Source organism: Vibrio sp. J383, from assembly GCF_023503985.1.
Lineage (GTDB): Bacteria > Pseudomonadota > Gammaproteobacteria > Enterobacterales > Vibrionaceae > Vibrio > Vibrio splendidus.
On record NZ_CP097293.1, the window covers coordinates 1320953 to 1339254 of the forward strand.

An 18302-nucleotide genomic window follows, 5' to 3' on the forward strand; every position below is an offset into this window, starting at 1 on the left:
ATAAAGAGCTGATATTGATGATAATTAACGTAGCAAAAAAGTTCATTTTGGCAGCGTCTGCCCTGATGCTAAGTGGTTGTGTTAGCTACAGCGTGACTGAGCAAGAAATGACGAACTACCTTCAAGATTCGGTGATGTTAGAGCAAGAAGTGGGTGTACAAAACGTTATGTATGCGCAAGTCGCTGTTGATGACTTAGCGGTGCAGATTGGTCGAGCTGATGCCGAACGTGTGTCTGTTCTGGCGAACACCAATGCACAAGTTCAGGTGTTTAACGTGCCGAACATGAGGTTGGATCTTGATATCGAGTTCAGTGCGATTCCTGAATACGACAAAGAGAGTGGCGAGATTTATTTGAAATCACTGCGTTTAGAGCGCTTTGAAGAAAAAGATAAACAGCTTTCGCCTGAGGTCGCCAAACTACTTAAGCCTGCCGTTTCTATGATTGGTTTTGCGTTGTCTCAGTCGCCAGTTTACAAATTGGACAGCAATAAGGTTCAAGAGTCATTGATTAAGTCATCGGAACCGAATCTGGTGATTAAAGACAACAAGCTGGTTATCGAGTTATTCGATTAACCTTTTTCGTTTTAGCTTGGACTAAGAATTGAACATAGTGGCTGCCGATTAGGTGGCCATTTTTGTATGTTTTTAGTCGGTTCACTAATCTTATCGATCTATCTCATTTATTGAATTCGTCACGTATCTCACCTTTACTTTACTCTTGTGAGCAAGTCATCGCTTCAGTCATCAAATCATAAGAAAGAAAAGGTGAGCGAACTATGAAGAATCCAGTGATAGCGGATACCAAGCCAGTCAAAGTGGAGCTAATAGAAGGGGAGGAGTATTACTTCTGTACCTGTGGTAAATCGAAAAACCAACCTTACTGCGACGGCTCTCATGCAGGAACCGGCTTCAAACCGAAGAGTTTCGTGGCCGAGGAAAACGGCGACGCTTACCTTTGCCGCTGTAAATATTCGAACAACCTCCCTTTTTGTGATGGTACCCATAAACAGTTTACGGCTGATCAAGTGGGGCAAGAAGGCCCTGATGTTCATATCCAAGCGGCAACGCCAGACTTGTCTCCCGCAGCGAGCGCAACCAAAGAAGAGCCCACGGTCGAGTTCATCCATCAACTGGCGCGCGATGGTTTATCTAAGGTCGGGCATCATGGGCCCATGACCTCAATGGGTGTGCCAAGATATCTATTGCCGCATTGGGATGATATTCAGGTAATGGTTGCGCAAATGGCGACCAAACCTCTGCTTGAAAATGTGCCTGTGGGTACTGAGCTTATTATTGGGCCCAAAGCGAAAAAGCCGCTCAAGTTGAATATCTCCTTGTTTGTATCTGACATGAGTTTTGGCTCTTTGTCTGAAGAAGCGAAAGTCTCGTTGGCGACAGGTGCAGAACTCGCAGGGACGGGTATTTGTTCAGGAGAGGGCGGCATGTTACCCGAAGAGCAGGCGGCGAACTCTCGCTATTTTTACGAATTAGCCAGTGCTCAGTTTGGTTACGATGAATCTAAGCTAAAAAATGTCCAAGCCTTCCACTTTAAAGGCGGACAGGGTGCCAAAACCGGAACTGGCGGTCACCTACCGGGGGCGAAAAACATTGGCAAGATAGCAGAGGTGCGCGGCATTGAAGCGGGTACAGCGGCGATTTCGCCACCCACCTTTGTGGATCTAAAAACCGTCGAGGATTTCAAAAAGTTCGCCGACCGGGTTCGAGAAGTAACGGGCGGGATCCCAATTGGCTTCAAGTTGAGTGCCAATCATATTGAAGAGGATATTCAGTTCGCACTTGATGCCAGTGCTGATTACATCATTTTAGACGGTCGAGGCGGCGGTACAGGCGCGGCGCCAGAAATGTTCCGTGATCATATTAGTGTTCCTACTATTCCTGCATTAGCTCGTGCCAGAGCCTATCTAGACAAGCAAGGTGTCAGTGACAGAGTCACATTGATCATCACGGGCGGTTTGCGCGTGCCGATGGACTTTGTGAAAGCACTGGCGCTTGGCGCTGATGGTGTCGCTATTTCAAACAGTGCCATGCAGTCGATTGGGTGTGTGGCGGCCAGAATGTGTAACACCAATAATTGCCCGGCTGGCATCGCGACTCAAAAAGCCGATTTACGACAACGCTTAAATGTGGAAAAAGCATCGAACCAACTAAAGAACTTCTTCGAAGCCTCGACGGAGTTAATGCAAGTGATGGCGAGAGCGTGCGGCCATGATCATTTGAATCAGTTTAACCCTCATGACTTAGCAACGTGGAACCGTGAAATGGCAGAGCTATCCGGAGTCGTTTACTCTGGGGTCAGTCCATTAAACCAACTTAAGTAAATAATGTTTCGATAAAGCACACTCACTGTATTTTGGGTGTGCTTATTTTTGCCTGTGCAATACAAATTCATATTTTCCCTGCTGTAATTCACTGCTTTATCTTCGTTTTTAAATTATGTCCTATTCTCTTAAAATATCGCTTTACCTCAAGTTAACTTGAGGTTTTATCGTGATCCCCAATCTATCACCTTGTCGCCTAGTGCGGTTTTGATGTTATCAAACAGACGTTACGAATCTTCAGTTATGAACTTTGAGCTCCGTAATTGAAGTCATGAGTGCAAAAAGGTGAGAAAAATGAACAAGGATCAACAATGAAAGTATTAGCGATTGGCGCGACCAACAGTAAAGCATCGATTAACCAACAATTGGCAGCGTACACCGCAAGCTTAATTGAGGGCGCGCTAGTAGAGGTGCTCGATCTCAATGATTTCGAGATGCCCATTTACAGTGAAGACAGAGAAAAAGAGTCTGGCGTTCATCACCACGCGCAGCGCTTTTTTAGCAAGATTGGCGAAGCCGACGCTGTGGTCATCTCTTTTGCAGAGTACAACGGTTCATACACCGCAGCCTTTAAGAATGTGTTTGACTGGACATCACGAATCGACATGAAAGTGTATCAAGGTAAACCTGTGGTCATGCTTGCTACATCTCCGGGGCCTGGGGGCGCGACCTCCGTGTTGTCTTCAGCGGTTAATTCAGCGCCTAACTTTGATGCTGATGTGAAAGGCTCTATGTCAGTACCAAGCTTCTACGATAATTTCGATATGGAAACGGGAGAGATGATCAACCCAGAAATGATTGAACATCTTAAACTGATCATGAACAAAGTCGTTCGATAGACTTCTACTCAGTGAAGCAGTTAAAGGTGAGTAGATAGAACGCAAAGCGAAAAGACAGCCACCATTCAATGGCTGTCTTTATATCGGCGCTAGTTTGATAACTCAGCAGCGGTATCGGCGAAGATACCTGGCATATCTTTAGCTTCACGCTCAGTTTGGCCGCCATGTTTTAGAAATGCACCGATGATTGCCGCAGTTTTTTGCTCTTTTGCACGCTCTAAGAAGTATCTCAGTTCTAGTTCAGCGCCCGCTTGCTCATCTTTGATTGAGGTTGCGATGATCTCTTTGTACATCACGATGTCACGTATTTCTAATTGGCTGATCACGCCTAATGTTGCCGCTAAGAAATCTTCTAGTTCCGCTTTTGGTACAAACTGCGTAATGATGTTACGGCTCTCTGCTTGTTGAGCTGTAAAATCGTTGCCTAGTAGCAATGCTTGTAGCGCTTTATTTTTGCCCATGCGTCTTGCAAATTGCACTGCGCCTTGGCCACCGGTTGGGATGTTTACATGAATTTCTGGTTGTGCGAACGCTGAGTTTTCAGTGCCGTAAGCAAGGTCACACGCCATCACAAATTCATTACCGCCCCCACGAGCGACACCATCAACTGCTGCAACAGACACTTGTTTCATCGCTTTAATGTTCTCAATCATGTGGTTGAATTCAATCGAACCTGCTTGTCCACCTTGAGTCCCGTTTATCACATTGAGATCTAAGTGAGCCAAGAAGAAGCTCTCGTTCAATGATTTAAATACAACAACCTTGGTATCACGATCATCTTTTAATGAAAGAACAAATGCGTTGATCTCATTGATCAAGTCGAAAGTCAGCACGTTCACTGGTGGGTTGTTGATTGATACCGTTGCAATGCCATTTGAGTTAGTCACAGATAGTAATGTCATGGGGTTTTCCTCTAATAATTTGGGACTGAATGTTGTCTCCGTTATGTGCAGCTACTATAAATCTGTAATAAGATGAGAAAAATAGTCATATTAGCACTTAATTGGTGCTCTAAATGCAACAAAGGTCGTTATGGATATCTCGAGTCGTTTATTATTGTTACTTGAAGTGGTTGAGCTGGGGTCGTTTGTCAAAGTCGCTGAGCAAAGAAATGTCGACCGCTCTGTTATCTCAAAGCAGATCAGTCGTCTTGAAGAAGAGCTTGATGTTCGGTTATTGAATCGCACCACTCGTTCATTATCTCTGACAGCAGCAGGCAATGAGATGATCAATCAAGCGCATCAGCTTCGTGCACTGTTGAACGATACTCGACGCTTGGCGCAAAACTATCATGCAGAGCCTCGAGGGTTATTAAGAATCACCAGCTCTACTATGTTCGGTCGGCAATATGTTCAGCAGGCGATTGCGGTTTTTCAGAAGCAGTATCCAGATGTTGATTTTGAATTGAGACTCGAAGATCGAATCGTCGATATGGTTAAAGAAGGGTTTGATATTGGTTTCCGTATAGGTAAGCCCAAAAACTCTAGCCTGATCAGCCGCAAGATAGCCAGAAGTCGATTGTTGATTGTCGCTTCACCTGAGTTCATTGCTCTGCATGGCGAGATCAACACTATCGAAAAGCTGGAGTCATTACCTGCGACTATTTACGCTGCTCCGGGTTTGTTGATCGATAAGTTTTCTTATGTCGATCAAGAGGGGCAAGCACAGCATTTTCAGCTTAATGCCGCTTATAAAGTGAATGACGTTGAGATGATTTCCAAGAGCGCTTTAACCGGCAGTACTCTCGCCGTCGTCACGGCGCAGATGATTGAAGATGAAGTGCTCAGTGGAGAGTTGGTGCCTATTATGACCCACTTAAACTTGGATGACTTTGGCACTTTCTATGCGGTGTACCCACATCGAGATGCACCCATAAAAACCAAGCTCTTCATTGATACATTGAAAACCATTGTCGGTGAAGATAAACCTGTGTGGGAGCAAGGCATTCCCGGGTTTGACGACATGTATGGTAATCATCGAACAAAATCATAGCTCAAAAAATCAATACGTTAGGTTGCTTTGTTGCGCGTATTTTGTAATCTAGCCCAAACCTAAGTTTGAACCCAAACTTCAAGTTAAAGTGAACTCTATTATACTGGTTATTATCAGGAAGAAACGGCTATTCAAACAGGAAGTGAAAGATCATGAGAAACATCGTATACCTCACCATTGGCCAGTTGGCAGAGCGCAGTGGCGTGGCTCCTTCTGCGTTACGTTTTTACGAAACCAAGGGGTTGATTGCTTCGATTCGTACTAACGGAAATCAGCGTCGATATCAGTCGGCGATGTTGAGACGAATTGCTTTGATACAAGTCGCGCAGTCGATAGGCTTCACGCTGGAAGAGATAACCGAAGAGTTATCGACACTGCCGATGAACCATACCGCGACTAAGCGAGATTGGGAGCGCGTTGCTAAGAAGTGGCAGGGGCAACTCGACAGTAAAATGGCGCAGATTAAATCGCTACAAGAGAACTTAACCGGCTGTATCGGTTGCGGGTGTTTGAGTATGCAGAAATGCCACTTGTTGAACCCTGAAGATATTTTGCATGATCAAGGGCAGGGCGCACAACGGATCGTTGAGTAGCCCTGACTTAAGGTTCCCTATTTGAGATCTTCGAATCCAATGCACTCAATCTGATGCTCAGCCAACCACTGTTTTAGCTCTGGGCTAGTGAGAAGTTGATGCTCTTCGACGCGTTTATCACTATAGCTTGATAGGGACTTAAGCTGTTCACTTGCCACTGATGAAGGGTGGCACATTAACTCAAGCACACCGTCAGGCATCATAGCTTGGTAGCTCAGTAATAAATCTTGCAGGCCATTAAGCGATACGCCTTCGTCAAAGAAACGCATATCAAAAGCGTCCGGTGTAGGCACCAACAGTGAACCTTGCCCACTCACAATGTTGTCGATGCGTCTTACTGGCAAGCCAATAGTATTTGCTGTTTTAGTAAACGCCGTTTTGAGAGGTTTGAATACGCCACCAAAATGATGGCTGTCGATATGATTGATCTTTAAACCGGCATTGATGGCAGCTTGATACTGCGCGTTAAGCTCCAGCACAACCTCATCTTCGACTACACCAGCTTTGTTAAATAAAACCGCTTTATCTAAGAAGTTACCTTGGTCATCGACCAAACTTGGTACTAACTCTGGTGCACTAAGAGGTTTCCCTGAAGTAACCGTAAAGTGCAAGCCAACTTCTGGAACCAAACCTTGATGGTAAAGATCGATGGCGTGTTGTGTGCCCGGTTGGTTCATCATGATGGTGGTCGACTTCACCACGCCTGCTTTGAAGCACTCAACAATGCCATGGTTTACCGTTTCAGTGAGACCGAAATCGTCGGCGTTTAGTATTAGTTTCATCGTGACCTCTGGTGACTAAAATGGAATGTGAACGACTTGGATTAACCTAATTTCGATTGGGCTAATGTACATAAAGTTACTGTTCATTTTGTGCCAATCGATGAGCAAACGCAGGCATGAAGTCTAGGTTCTCTCGAATCGTTTCTTGTAATGCTTCATCGATATGAGAACCACTATCGACTATAGGGTTCAGAATCAAAGCACGCTTTGCTAACACAATATCGCCGGTCATGGCCGCTTTAACGGTTAAGGTTTCAAACTCTTTCATTTGTTGTATGAGACGAAGTGTATCGCTATCAAAGGGTTCGACGTTCAGTGGCAGGATTGCACTACTGGTGATAACAGAGCTTACTTCTACCGCACAGTCATCGGGTAATCCTTGAATCGCACCATTGTTGCGGGTATTGACATGCATGATAGAACGCTTGTTGTTGTGAATACTGCTCATCAGTTCACAAGCTGCTTCAGAATAATGGGCACCACCTCGTTCTTCTAATAATTTCGGTTTGGTATCCAGCATCGGATCTCTGTAGATTTCGAGCAATTGTTGTTCAACTTTTGCAACCAAGTCAGCACGATTTTCGCTCTTTTCAGACGCCGAAAACTCTTTGTCTAGAATATCTCGTGACTGATAGTAGTAACGTAGGTAAGCACACGGCACCAGATTCAATGATCGAATTAACTCGGAATCCCATTCAAATAGTGGGATGTTCTTGGGCATCATTTGATCATTGCCTCCGAGGAGTTGCTCAATCACTTCTTGAAGTTTGTCTTCGCCGTTATGAAGCACTTTTCGAGCCCACACTAGGTGATTTAATCCGGCAATTTGCATCGTGATATCTTTACGTTCTGCGTCGAGCATTTTCGCCGCGCCTAGCTCCATGTTGACGGGAACGTTACATAGACCAACGGTTTTAATGGTTGAGTGCTTAATCAGTGCTTCCGTTACCATGCCTGATGGGTTGGTGAAGTTGAGTAACCACGCATTCGGACACAGTTGTTCCATCTCTTTCGCTATATCGAGTGCAATCGGAATGGTTCGGCACGCATTAGAGAAGCCACCCAAGCCATTGGTCTCTTGGCCGATCATGCGATACTTCAGAGCAATCCTTTCGTCACGTAATCTGGCTTCCATTCTTCCGGCGCGAAATTGTGAGCAGACAAAATTAGCGTCTTTCAGGGCTGATTTTCGATCTGTGGTGAGGTGAACATTAATCTCACAGCCTGCTTTGTTTATCATTCGCTTGGTGAGCGCCGCGATTATCTCTGCTTTTTCCATGCCTTGTTCGATATCGACCAACCACAGATCAGAGATAGGTAATTCGTGATGGCGCTTGAGCAGTCCTTCAATGAGCTCTGGGGTGTAGCTTGAGCCACCACCAATCACGGTTACTTTGATTTTTTGTTTCTGTTGCATGCTGTTCACCATTTTATGTTGTAGATTACTTGGTTTAATTTATATGATGGTTACATACACCGACAAACCAGTTATGACGACTTATGAATTAGTGGGGTTAATGCATGGGGCTATTCGAAAATCGCCAACAAACATTGTCACTGCTGCACACCTTTAGTGTTGCGGCTAAACATTTAAGTTTTACATTTGCCGCCGATGAGCTCTTCTTAACTCAGGGAGGGGTCAGCCATCGGATCAAAAAACTCGAACAACAATTGAAGTTCAACCTGTTTGTGCGCAAGACAAGAAAGCTCGAACTGACGCCAGAAGGTCAGCGTGTATTATCCATGTTGAACGTCTCGTTTGAGTCTATCTTTTCCGAACTCATGGATATTCAAACGGGTGAGCTAAGCGGGGAGTTATATATCGCGACATCGCCTTATTTCGCTTCCTCGTGGTTAATGCCGCGTTTGCCAGAATTCAGACGCTTGTATCCGAATCTAAGCATCAAACTGCAAACCAAACAGAGCCAGGCAGACTTCCAGTTTGAACCTTATGACGTGGCAATTTTCTATAGCGAAGGTTACTATCCGAATCATTACAGTGAGCGGCTATTTACAGGCGCGAGAACGCCGGTTTGTAGCCCTGAATATGCTGAAAAATTCAATCTAGAAAAGGGAATGCAGCATTTAGAGTGCATTCAATTCATCCACAGTGGGGATGTTACGGCATGGCAACGTTGGTTACATGACGCCCAAAGTGATGTGGATTGTACTTTGCAATGTGATTATTACAGCGATAACCGCTTGGCGATGGATGCTGCAATACTATCAATGGGAGTGGCACTAGGGCGTCTAGAATTTATGAAGCCGCAGATTGACCAAGGTTTGTTAATTACCCCATTTATGAGTATGGAATCTGGCAAAGGGTATGACCTAGTGTGTCCTAAAGGAATGGATCAACGTACTAAGTTTCAAGTGTTTGCTCAATGGGTTAAGCAACAGTTGTGACCGAATAGCATGCCTAGACAAACGCGACTTATAAGTCTAGTTTAAATGGTTCTTTCAATAGCAGAAGAGGTTAGTTATGTTCAGCCATGTTTTTCTCGGTACTGAAAATATTGAACGCGCAAAGTCTTTCTATGATTCGATTATGACGGTACTGGGCTACGGTGAAGGTTCTGTGGATCCTAAAGGACGTTGTATCTATGTGAGTAAAACGGGTGTTTTGGGTTTGACCAAGCCAATTGATGGTCAGCCAGCAACACACGGTAATGGAATGACGGTGGGTTTTCTCGCGTCTTCACCTGAAGCCGTCGATGAATGGCATCGCATCGGTGTTGAGAACGGTGGTACTAGCATTGAAGGTGGGCCGGGTATGAGAGGGACAGACGAACGTCGACTCTACATGGCTTATTTACGAGACCCTGATGGAAACAAGATCTGCGCCACTCACTTTATGCAATAGTTTACGTTATGCCACCGTTCATCTTATGCCATGGTGGCGTATAATTAAGTCATATTGATAGTTCAGGGTTAGTTTATAGCTACTCTGAACTAACCTGTTATTTAAAGGCTGACTATTGCAAAGGACTTGCTAGATGAAACCGAATGAACTGTTTTATGAAAGCTTTGAGCGTTGCAGGATTGACCAAGAGTTCTTGGAGACTTTTCTGGCGGATTTTTGTGAGCACAATCCAAGGTTTTCAGAACGTTTTGAAAACATAGGGTTAGAGCAACAAACGAAAATGCTTAAAGCCTCAATCATCCTGATTTATAACTCTTCTGGCCTGCCAAGTGTGCGAAACTCGGTGAAAAGGCTGGGTAAGCAACACAAAGACTTAGGGATGGATATCTCTGAACAAGAGCTCAATGAGTGGTTCAATTCATTGCTTAATACAGTTAAAAAGTACGACCCGCATTATAACGAGCAAGTTGAGCAAGCGTGGACAGAAACGCTTGATACTGGCCTTAAGATCATGAAGCAAGAGTGTGTTGTACCACATCCTGTGAATCAATAGGTAGGTCATCAACCGCTCTTTAGAAAGTGGACTTCGTAAAAAGGTAAGCCATGAACCAGGCTTACCTCAATTTTAAATCTATTGATTCCTAATCAAAAGTGAGCCGCCCAACCGATCAGTAAACCTTGTGAGGCTGTATCGTATTCGAAAGTACCTTTGTTTTCGTAATCAACCCAAGTGGATTTGTACGCGAGGTTCAGATCTGACCAACTGTTTATTTGATAACGTGCCCCAGTTAACAAGGACGAAGTAAAGTCAGTGTCGCTACCCATCCCTATGTCGATACTCGTATGCACTGTCCAATCTTTGTTAAGTTTTTTTGTCCAACGAACACCGATAAGGTAATCAATCCAGTCTTCCTCTAAAGATCTAGAACTCAGGGGTGTCCCATTGCTTGTATAGAGTTTTGAATCAATGTCGTTATCCCACCAACGTATCCCAACCATGTAGTCAATATTACCAATATCGTATTGATAGCGCTTGAACCCTTTAGCCTCCAGAACGCCTTGTCTGATCTCTAATTTGCCATTAAGAATTCCGGCATTGCCGATGACCGAATCGGACTTACCACTAAGCTTCATGTAGCTGTAATCGATGTAGTAACCCCATTGATTGTCATAAATCCCTTCTAAACGAACCATCGCCGTCATATCGATATGATCCATGATGAACGAGGGATCGATATCAACGTCTGTAGAAAGGTTACCTATGGTGCTGTCACCGCGGATGTTGAGCGCGAGAGCGTAAATTTCAAAGCTGTGTTGCCACTGCTCCGTGCTTGCTGGTTGAGTTGCTTGTTGAGCATTTACTGTCGAGCTAACCACCAACGCTGATGCAATTAGGTAATGCCATTTAGCCATATTGATATCCCTATCCCAAGTTTGTAAAACACACCATAAATGTATGTATTAATTATCCATTTTCTTTATATGCAACTTGTACATTTTTGATTGTAGACTATGTTTTTTATTAAAGAGGCAAATTTAAAGAGTGAGGGCATGAAACAACAGAGTGCTTTCTTATTAGTCGCCGTTTTGGGCTTAACGCCGATTGCTTTGTCTTATGGTTATGCTCCGGTTATTTCACTGGATTACCTATTTGGTATCGATGCTAGTCCTATCAACGTGACTCATATATTTCGTGCAGTAATGGGGCTGTACTTGGCACTGGCTTTATTTTGGATTAGTGGTGCATTGATCAAGAAATATCGGCTGCCAGCGCTTTATAGCTTGGTGGTTTTTATGTTGGGTTTAGCTGCAGGTCGAGTCACCAGTTTAGTGTTGGATGGTATGCCTCACTGGTTACTTTTCGTCTATTTACTATTGGAGCTTGGCTTTGGCTTGGTAGGAATAAAAATGATTCACAATGAACAATCTGAAACAGTATAAGGACATTATATGAAAAGGATTTCCCATCTTCTTACTCTGAGTTTGTTGAGTGGCTTTTCACTATCAGCATGGTCAGCCCAAGAGCAACCCAATATTTTTGTTATCTTTACCGATGATATTGGTATCTCAAATCTGAGCGCTTATCACAATGGTGTGATGAGCAGTGAAACACCAAACATTGACAGTATTGCTGAGAAGGGAATGCTACTCACTGATTACTATGCTCAACCATCTTGTACGGCGGGTCGCTCCGCATTCCTAACTGGTCAGCTTCCTGTTCGAACCGGAATGCACTCGGTTGGTTTACCTGGTGGTCCAGTTGGTTTAAGTGCGGATACGCCAACACTTCCTGAAATGCTTAAAACGATGGGTTACATGACTGGGCAGTTTGGTAAGAACCACCTCGGTGATAGAGATGAATTTCTTCCAACAATGCACGGTTTTGATGAATACTGGGGTTGGTTGTATCACTTGAATGCGATGGAATACACCGAAGATCCAGATTGGCCAAAAGATGGATCTTTGGATGCCTTTGCACCTCGTAATGTCATATACGCAAGATCAGATGGCAAAGGCGGTCAAACGATCGAAGATGATGGTGCATTGTCGATTGAGCGTATGCGTACACTGGACGACGAAGTTAATAAACACGCGATCAACTTCATCGAAAGGGCGGTTGAAGCGGATAAGCCATTCTTTACTTGGTACTGTCCATCACGTGGTCACGTTTGGACGCACCTGTCACCTGAATACGAAGCCATGCTTGGCCAAAACGGTTGGGGACTTCAAGAAGTTGTCATGAAAGATCTTGATGACCATGTTGGTGAAATGATGGCCAAAATGGAAGAACTCGGTATTGCCGATAACACCATCATCATTTTCACTGCCGATAACGGCCCTGAGATCATGACGTGGCCAGATGGTGGTATGACACCATTTCGCGGTGAGAAGGGTACAACTTGGGAAGGCGGTGTAAGAGCGCCTGCGTTGGTAAGTTGGCCGGGTAAAATTCCTGCGGGTAGTGTAGGAAATGGTACCTTTGATGGTATGGATTGGCTACCAACCTTGATTGCAGCTGCAGGTGGGCCTACAGATCTAAAAGAGAAAATGCTGAAAGGTCATGATGGCTTTAAAGCGCACCTTGATGGTTACAACCAAGTCGATATGCTGACCGAAAAAGGTGAGTCGAATCGTAAAGAGATTTACTACTACGAACGAGACAAGCTACAAGCAGTCCGAGTAGGTGATTGGAAAGCACACTTCGTGGTTCAGAATCATGGTTGGAGTGGTCCGAAAGAAGAACTTAATGCACCGTTACTGTTCAATTTACGTCGTGACCCATACGAGCGAGCAGCTGAAGAGTCAGGTATGTACTTGAAGTGGATGGGACAGAAAATGTGGGCGTTTGGTCCTGCTCAAGCAGCGATTCAACAACATTTAGCCACATTTAAAGAGTGGCCTCCTGTTACGCCTGAGAGCTCCGCTCAAAACAGTGGTGGTGTCGGAAACTAAGTAGCTTTTGATTTAAAGTAATATAGGAAATACAGCCTCTTATAAAAACAAGTTGCTTAGAAAATAAAAAATCCCGTTACGCTGTCGCTAGAGTAACGGGATTTTTATATCTGGTTGTTTGCTAGTTAACTTTCAGCGTGGTGTTGCGCTCTACAAATTGAACAGGAACCATTAGCTTTACTAAGCTAGTGTCTTGCTCTTGAATTTGGCTAACCACAATTTTTACTGATTCGCGAGCTAGGCGACGGAAATCCTGCTTAAACGTCGTCAGTTGGTAGTTGAGCCATTGAGTTTGTGGAATGTCATCAAACCCAATCACTTGTAGATCTTCTGGGATACGGAGCCCGAACTCTAAACGAGCCACGTCCATCACTGCCATAGCGAGATTGTCCGTCGCACAAAATATGGCTTCAGGATGAGAAGCTTCTTTGAACATGGCTCTGATGATCTCGAGTGAATCAAGGTAATCGTAGTCAGCTTCAATCACGCGAGCTTGTTTGCCCGTTAGGTCTTCAAATTCTGTGCAGAAACCCACTTGGCGCTCGCCATTGGTAAATGTCGGGACGTTACCTGTGAGGTAAGTGGCTGACTTGATAGCAAGTTTATGAAAGTGTTGAGCAGCAAATTGACCTGCAGCGTAGTTGTCGCTTACCACATGGCTACTCTTAGTCCCCTCAACAACCCGCGCAAACTGAACGATAGGGATGTCGAACTCTTCACACTCTTCATAAAGCGACTTATTAAAGGTCGCAGAAGCGGCAATCACGCCATCAACACGGTATTGGAAGATATTAGGGATAGAGTGGTTATCGTTTCCATCAACTTGCCAAGGAATCAATACCGCAGAGTACCCCTGTTTTTGTAGCTCAGTAGAGATAAGCTGCAGTGTTTTCATGTGAATAGGGTAGTCGGCATCTGGGAAAACTAAGCCAATCAATTTGGATTCATTTGTCGTTAGACTGCGGGCAAAGGCATTGGGACGATAATTCAACGATTTTGCTGCATCGAACACTTTTTGTTTAGTCTTTTCAGACACCGAACTGCCCGGCACAAATACGCGAGATACAGTTGATTGAGAAACGCCAGCAAGCTTAGCGACATCTTTTGAAGTGATGGTTTGTTTTGATGAAGTGGAGTGTTTTGGAGAGTTCATAGACCATACTTTGGAACCAAATTGACTGCGCACAGAATACCATAATTAGGTACGTATTCATAAAGCCTTAGTAAGGAATGATATGAAAAATAAGGAATATTGATTATTCTTAATCAAGCATTGGGTATAACCCATTACCTGTGTTGGCTAAAAAGTATAGTTATAGAAAATGATTATTAAAAAGCTCTGCACAAGAGCAGAGCTTTAGATTACGAATTTACTTATAAAATGAGTGACATACCGCTAAGTCATTAGACTGTTAAGCCAAAAGCCAAAAGCCAAAAGCCAAAAGCTATTAACTATTAGAAGTAGTAACGGATGCCCGCAGCGAATTGGTCGTCACTGTTTTCGTAATGGTTACCGACTGACTTGTCGTTACCGTTATCGAATTGGTATTCCGTCCACACTAAGAATTTGTTTTTCTTAAAGTGGTACTCAAGGCCAGGGATAATAAGCTGACGATCGTAACCGTTAGCGTTGTCGTCTGTGTCTGTTAAGTAGTTAACGTTAAAGGTTGGACGCAGACCGTTTTCAAAGTGGTAGTAAGTGAAGAATTCAGCACCACGGTGGTCGTAGAATTCTGCTTTGCTGGTGGTTTCCCAGTTTGAACCTTGGCTATAGGTGAAGCCAACAAATAGACCGTTGTTGGTGTAGTTCACACCTAACAAACCGATGCGCTGCGTATCACCATCTTTGATGTTTTTAACGCCAGCATCAACATCATCGAATTCATTCTGATGGTAAGCCAAACCAATTGTTAGGCCATCCATGACAGTGTAAAGCGTTGATGCACCCATACCGTTTTTCAGGGTTGCTGTTAAACCATCCGCAAGGCCAACATCTTCACGAGTTGTCTGATAAGTGAAGCCGTATTTCCAGTTATCGCTAATGTTGTTACGGTAAGTGATTGAGTTTTCTGCACGACCTGTACCTGAAGCAATACCCCAGTCAGACAGGTTGTAGTAGCCTGAGCCACGTGAACCAAATACACGGCCCATATCGGTAAACCAAGCTACGTCGTAGAAGGTTGACCATTGCTTAGTACCCGCCGCAATCTTGCCGTATTTCTCGTGCTCTACACCAGCGTATAGAAGTCGGTCGTAAATATTGTCGCCGTTAGCACCCGAGTTATAACCCCATTCGGCATGGCCAAAGCCAGTCCAATCGTTGTCTAAGCCCATTTGACCTTTAAGGCCGAAACGAGAACTGCCGCTGTTCCATTCGCCGTTATGGTCGCCACCTTTGTCTTGGTAACGAACATCGAAACGGCCATCTAAAGTAAGGCTATCGCCCGCGTCATTGGTAAAAGTGTGTGCAGCAAAAGCTGAACCTGACGTAAGTGCCGTTAGGATCACTGCAGAAAGTATCGACTTGTTCATTATTATTCTCTTTATTCAGGCCGTAGAAAGCCGCCGTGCTTTCAAGCCCGTTATGTAGGTAATGGTTTGGCAGGGTGTGCCCATCCGTGAGGCACAAGTTGGTTATCTTGGGTGGAGCAAGTTGCCGAGGGCGAGAAGGAGCCCTCGGCTGTCATGTCTGCCTAGCGTAGGTAAGGACTAGGTAAACAATAGGACATGGTTACAGAGTTGGGTTCAAGATAGATGCAGTGCGTTCGAATACATCGACACCTTGCTGTTGTAGCCAGTAAGGAAGGTCGATAAGAACCCAGTTCTCAGACAGTTTGTCACCGTCGCGGTAGTAAACGTCAACCACTTGCATGTTGGCACGAACTTCACCGCCAGTCATACCTAGGAAACCGCCCGTAGGTGTGTTTGATAGGTTTGGCCAACCGAAGAAACAAGAGAAGTTACCTTCAGCGAAACGACAAACGTGGCCGTTGAACTTCTTGTCTTTTAGGTTGTTACGGAAAGGAAGTTGGTGCTGTTGTTGGTAGCGAGGAATCGTGTAAGACGCGCCAATACCACATGGGCCGTACCAAATCATATCTTTTGACCAGCTCTTCGCTAGTACTTCTGGTGGGCAACCCATTGCGCCGCTGTCGTTAAGAGCAGACAGGTCATCAACCATTTTGTTGACTAGAGCCAGCGTTGCAACGCCTTCTTCGGGAGCCGCGTCTTCGAATAGCAGACCATCGTGGTTACGTGGGCCAGGGTATACGAAGTGCTTACCAGTTGATGGTGGAAGTGGGTAGCAACCCGCTTGATCCATCATGCCTAGAAGGTCTAGGAACAGGCCGGTCTTAGTGATTTTGCCATCAACAACACAGTTAAACTCTGCGTAGCGAACGTTCATGATCTTGCCAGTAGGGCGCATGCCTAGGTATTCAGCGTCGAACAGACCCATGAAGTGACCCATGCTCATTACCCAAATTTCATCTGGGTTAACTTCGTTGTTACCACCGATGAAGATATCTTGACGACGCTGCATGCGTGTCATTGATTTCATCATTGGAGCCCAGAACACGTCAGCCGCTGCTTGTGCGCCTTCTTGCTCGCGGAATGGGTAAACACCGCGCCACAAGTAATCTTCAGACGTGTGCGCTTTTAAAACTTCAGCCACGTTCTCGTGAGTTGCGTTTTCGATAGCGTCAAAGTAATCGCGAACAATGCGTTTAGCTTCTTGATATTTAGACATAGTAAATTCTCTTTTTTGTTGTCGAGCCAACATTCGGAACAGGACTCGATTTGGATTTTGTTACCGGCTGACTTCTCAGCCGGATTGATGTTTATTTCGTGTCTTTAGAGGTCTTCAACTTCTAGAGGTTTTCAACTTTTAGAAGTCTTCAACTAAAGGGGATTAAGCTTTTGCTGTTTCCGCTTTTTTGCTCTTGTCGAAAATGCCGCCTTTCAATGTTTCTGGTAGAGATAGCCACAGTAGACCAGCTAGAATCCATACGATTGGCGAGCCCCACATTGCCGTTGCAAGGTCGCTGCGCTCTTGGATGAATACCAACACCATTGGTGCCCACATGCCGATGATACGACCACCGTGGAACAGAGCTGCACCGAAGCTACGTAGGTGAGCAGGGAACAACTCAGAGAAGTAACCACCCCATACCGCAGAAGCAGACAGACCGAAGTTGTAGATAAGGCCTAGGATAGCCAGCATGTTTAGGCTGCCGATCATCACGTCGCTTGGTGCTACGAAGAATACTGAAGCCATGACACCCGCAAGGATGAAACCAAACGCGTTCACTTTACGGCCGTATTTGTCGGCGATTGCACCCCATACCCAAGCACCGAATAGAGAACCGAATGCTGAGATAGAGAAGATGATACCGATAGTTGAACCGTCAAATTGGCGAACTTCTTTCAGGTACGTTGTCACGAAGCCTGAGAAGAATTGGTAGCCATAGAAGTTAAGGCCAGCCAGTAGTAGACAAGTGATGGTTAACTTGCGGTAAGGCGCGCTTAGCATTTCACCCCAAGAACCTTTCTTCGCTGGTTTATTCGATGCTTCAGCTGCGGCTTGATCTTCTTCACCGTAAGCGATCACTTTCTTGTCGCTAGGTAGGATGAAGATCATCAGTGCTGCAGCAACTAGAGGAGGAATACCACCCACCCACATTAGGCTCTGCCAAGGTGCATCAACGCTAGAAATGAATGCTGCGTACGCGCCCATTGCCATTAGAGCAACCGAGAACATAGAAGAAGCGAATGCCGTTAATTTACCGCGAACTGATGGCGTGAATAGACCGATCATCAAGCTCACAGCGACTGTGAAGTAACCACCTAAAGAAATACCGATGATGAAACGCATTGCTGCCCACATCGCGTAGTCAGTAAACATCATGTTGATGATGGTTGCGCCACCGTTCAGTGCAGTGATGACAATAAGAGTCGATTTCTTACCAAAGTTTGATGCCACCCATGCACAGCTTAAGGCACCAATAAGTGCGCCAACCGACTGCCATGTATAGAACTGAGCGGTATCCGCTAAGTTAATACCATCATACGCATCAACGATGTATGGGCGTACGTAGTCAATAATTACAAAGTTATAACAATAGAAAAAGTAGCCAACTAGAATTGCAAGATAAGCGGCTACCCTTTGAATCATAGGAACTTCGCTCATGTGTTTTTTAGTAGTCATGACCGATAAACCTTTATTTTTTATAGGGTGTTTATAGTTTTGATTATTGTGCAGTGGTTATTTATGTTCACCACACCATCTTCATTTCGGGAGAGATAATAGAATTTTTGTGGTTATTAGATCCGTGATCAAAGTCAATTTTAAAATGAGTGCGTACCCACTTTGTCTGTTTTAGTGATCTTGATCTCATTAGATCGTGGTTTTCGGCGTTTTCACGTGTTTAGAGCGTTTAA

The 18302-nt window shown here is 44.8% G+C and carries 18 protein-coding genes; 10 read left to right on the forward strand and 8 right to left on the reverse strand.

Annotated features, from left to right (window positions below):
- Positions 1-17: 17 nt before the first annotated feature.
- The 3 genes from M4S28_RS05995 (at position 18) to M4S28_RS06005 (ending at position 3180) form a co-directional block, all read left to right on the forward strand.
- Positions 18-575 (forward strand): YceB family lipoprotein, encoded by a 558-nt coding sequence (locus M4S28_RS05995; protein WP_249632706.1) that lies wholly within the window; start codon positions 18-20, stop codon positions 573-575.
- 203 nt (positions 576-778) lie between these two features.
- Positions 779-2341: a glutamate synthase-related protein gene (locus M4S28_RS06000; protein WP_249632481.1), complete on the forward strand. Its 1563-nt coding sequence runs from the start codon at positions 779-781 to the stop codon at positions 2339-2341.
- Between the two features lie 311 nt (positions 2342-2652).
- Positions 2653-3180 (forward strand): NADPH-dependent FMN reductase, encoded by a 528-nt coding sequence (locus M4S28_RS06005; RefSeq protein WP_249632482.1) that lies wholly within the window; start codon positions 2653-2655, stop codon positions 3178-3180.
- An 89-nt stretch (positions 3181-3269) separates the two neighbouring features.
- On the opposite strand, the gene M4S28_RS06010 is transcribed toward M4S28_RS06005, so the two are convergent.
- Entirely contained in the window at positions 3270-4082 is an 813-nt protein-coding gene (locus tag M4S28_RS06010) for an enoyl-CoA hydratase/isomerase family protein (protein ID WP_249632483.1), read from the reverse strand.
- A 130-nt stretch (positions 4083-4212) separates the two neighbouring features.
- Here M4S28_RS06010 and M4S28_RS06015 point away from each other — a divergent pair, with 130 nt between their 5' ends.
- Positions 4213-5172, forward strand: coding sequence for a LysR family transcriptional regulator (locus M4S28_RS06015; RefSeq protein ID WP_249632484.1), 960 nt, complete (start codon positions 4213-4215; stop codon positions 5170-5172).
- 152 nt (positions 5173-5324) lie between these two features.
- Positions 5325-5765, forward strand: a complete 441-nt coding sequence (soxR, locus tag M4S28_RS06020) for a redox-sensitive transcriptional activator SoxR (RefSeq protein WP_004736387.1) — start codon at positions 5325-5327, stop codon at positions 5763-5765.
- Between the two features lie 17 nt (positions 5766-5782).
- Here the strand turns inward: soxR and M4S28_RS06025 are convergent, their stop codons facing one another.
- Positions 5783-6547, reverse strand: a complete 765-nt coding sequence (locus M4S28_RS06025) for a carbohydrate deacetylase (protein WP_249632485.1) — start codon at positions 6545-6547, stop codon at positions 5783-5785.
- 76 nt (positions 6548-6623) lie between these two features.
- Positions 6624-7964, reverse strand: coding sequence for a 6-phospho-beta-glucosidase (locus tag M4S28_RS06030; RefSeq protein WP_249632486.1), 1341 nt, complete (start codon positions 7962-7964; stop codon positions 6624-6626).
- A gap of 104 nt (positions 7965-8068) precedes the next feature.
- Between M4S28_RS06030 and M4S28_RS06035 the strand changes: the two genes are divergently transcribed.
- From M4S28_RS06035 to M4S28_RS06045, 3 genes are all read left to right on the forward strand, one after another.
- Positions 8069-8953 carry a LysR substrate-binding domain-containing protein gene (locus M4S28_RS06035; RefSeq protein WP_249632487.1) on the forward strand — a complete coding sequence of 295 codons (885 nt, stop codon included), beginning with the start codon at positions 8069-8071 and terminating at the stop codon, positions 8951-8953.
- A gap of 76 nt (positions 8954-9029) precedes the next feature.
- Positions 9030-9410: a VOC family protein gene (locus M4S28_RS06040; protein WP_102544429.1), complete on the forward strand. Its 381-nt coding sequence runs from the start codon at positions 9030-9032 to the stop codon at positions 9408-9410.
- A gap of 133 nt (positions 9411-9543) precedes the next feature.
- Positions 9544-9963 (forward strand): globin, encoded by a 420-nt coding sequence (locus M4S28_RS06045; protein ID WP_249632488.1) that lies wholly within the window; start codon positions 9544-9546, stop codon positions 9961-9963.
- Between the two features lie 92 nt (positions 9964-10055).
- On the opposite strand, the gene M4S28_RS06050 is transcribed toward M4S28_RS06045, so the two are convergent.
- Positions 10056-10823: a hypothetical protein gene (locus tag M4S28_RS06050; RefSeq protein ID WP_249632489.1), complete on the reverse strand. Its 768-nt coding sequence runs from the start codon at positions 10821-10823 to the stop codon at positions 10056-10058.
- 138 nt (positions 10824-10961) lie between these two features.
- Here M4S28_RS06050 and M4S28_RS06055 point away from each other — a divergent pair, with 138 nt between their 5' ends.
- Both M4S28_RS06055 and M4S28_RS06060 read left to right on the forward strand, forming a co-directional pair.
- On the forward strand, positions 10962-11351 hold the full coding sequence (locus tag M4S28_RS06055; RefSeq protein ID WP_249632490.1) for a DUF4345 domain-containing protein: 390 nt from the start codon (positions 10962-10964) through the stop codon (positions 11349-11351).
- A 9-nt stretch (positions 11352-11360) separates the two neighbouring features.
- A complete protein-coding gene (locus M4S28_RS06060) occupies positions 11361-12863 on the forward strand; it encodes an arylsulfatase (RefSeq protein WP_249632491.1) in 1503 nt (500 codons plus the stop codon).
- Positions 12864-12984: 121 nt separating this feature from the next.
- On the opposite strand, the gene M4S28_RS06065 is transcribed toward M4S28_RS06060, so the two are convergent.
- The 4 genes from M4S28_RS06065 to M4S28_RS06080 form a co-directional block, all read right to left on the reverse strand.
- On the reverse strand, positions 12985-14016 hold the full coding sequence (locus tag M4S28_RS06065) for a LacI family DNA-binding transcriptional regulator (RefSeq protein ID WP_249632492.1): 1032 nt from the start codon (positions 14014-14016) through the stop codon (positions 12985-12987).
- A gap of 302 nt (positions 14017-14318) precedes the next feature.
- Entirely contained in the window at positions 14319-15395 is a 1077-nt protein-coding gene (locus M4S28_RS06070) for a porin (protein WP_249632493.1), read from the reverse strand.
- 199 nt (positions 15396-15594) lie between these two features.
- On the reverse strand, positions 15595-16611 hold the full coding sequence (locus tag M4S28_RS06075) for a nuclear transport factor 2 family protein (protein ID WP_249632494.1): 1017 nt from the start codon (positions 16609-16611) through the stop codon (positions 15595-15597).
- A gap of 162 nt (positions 16612-16773) precedes the next feature.
- A complete protein-coding gene (locus M4S28_RS06080; RefSeq protein WP_017092550.1) occupies positions 16774-18069 on the reverse strand; it encodes an MFS transporter in 1296 nt (431 codons plus the stop codon).
- Between the last annotated feature and the right edge of the window lie 233 nt (positions 18070-18302).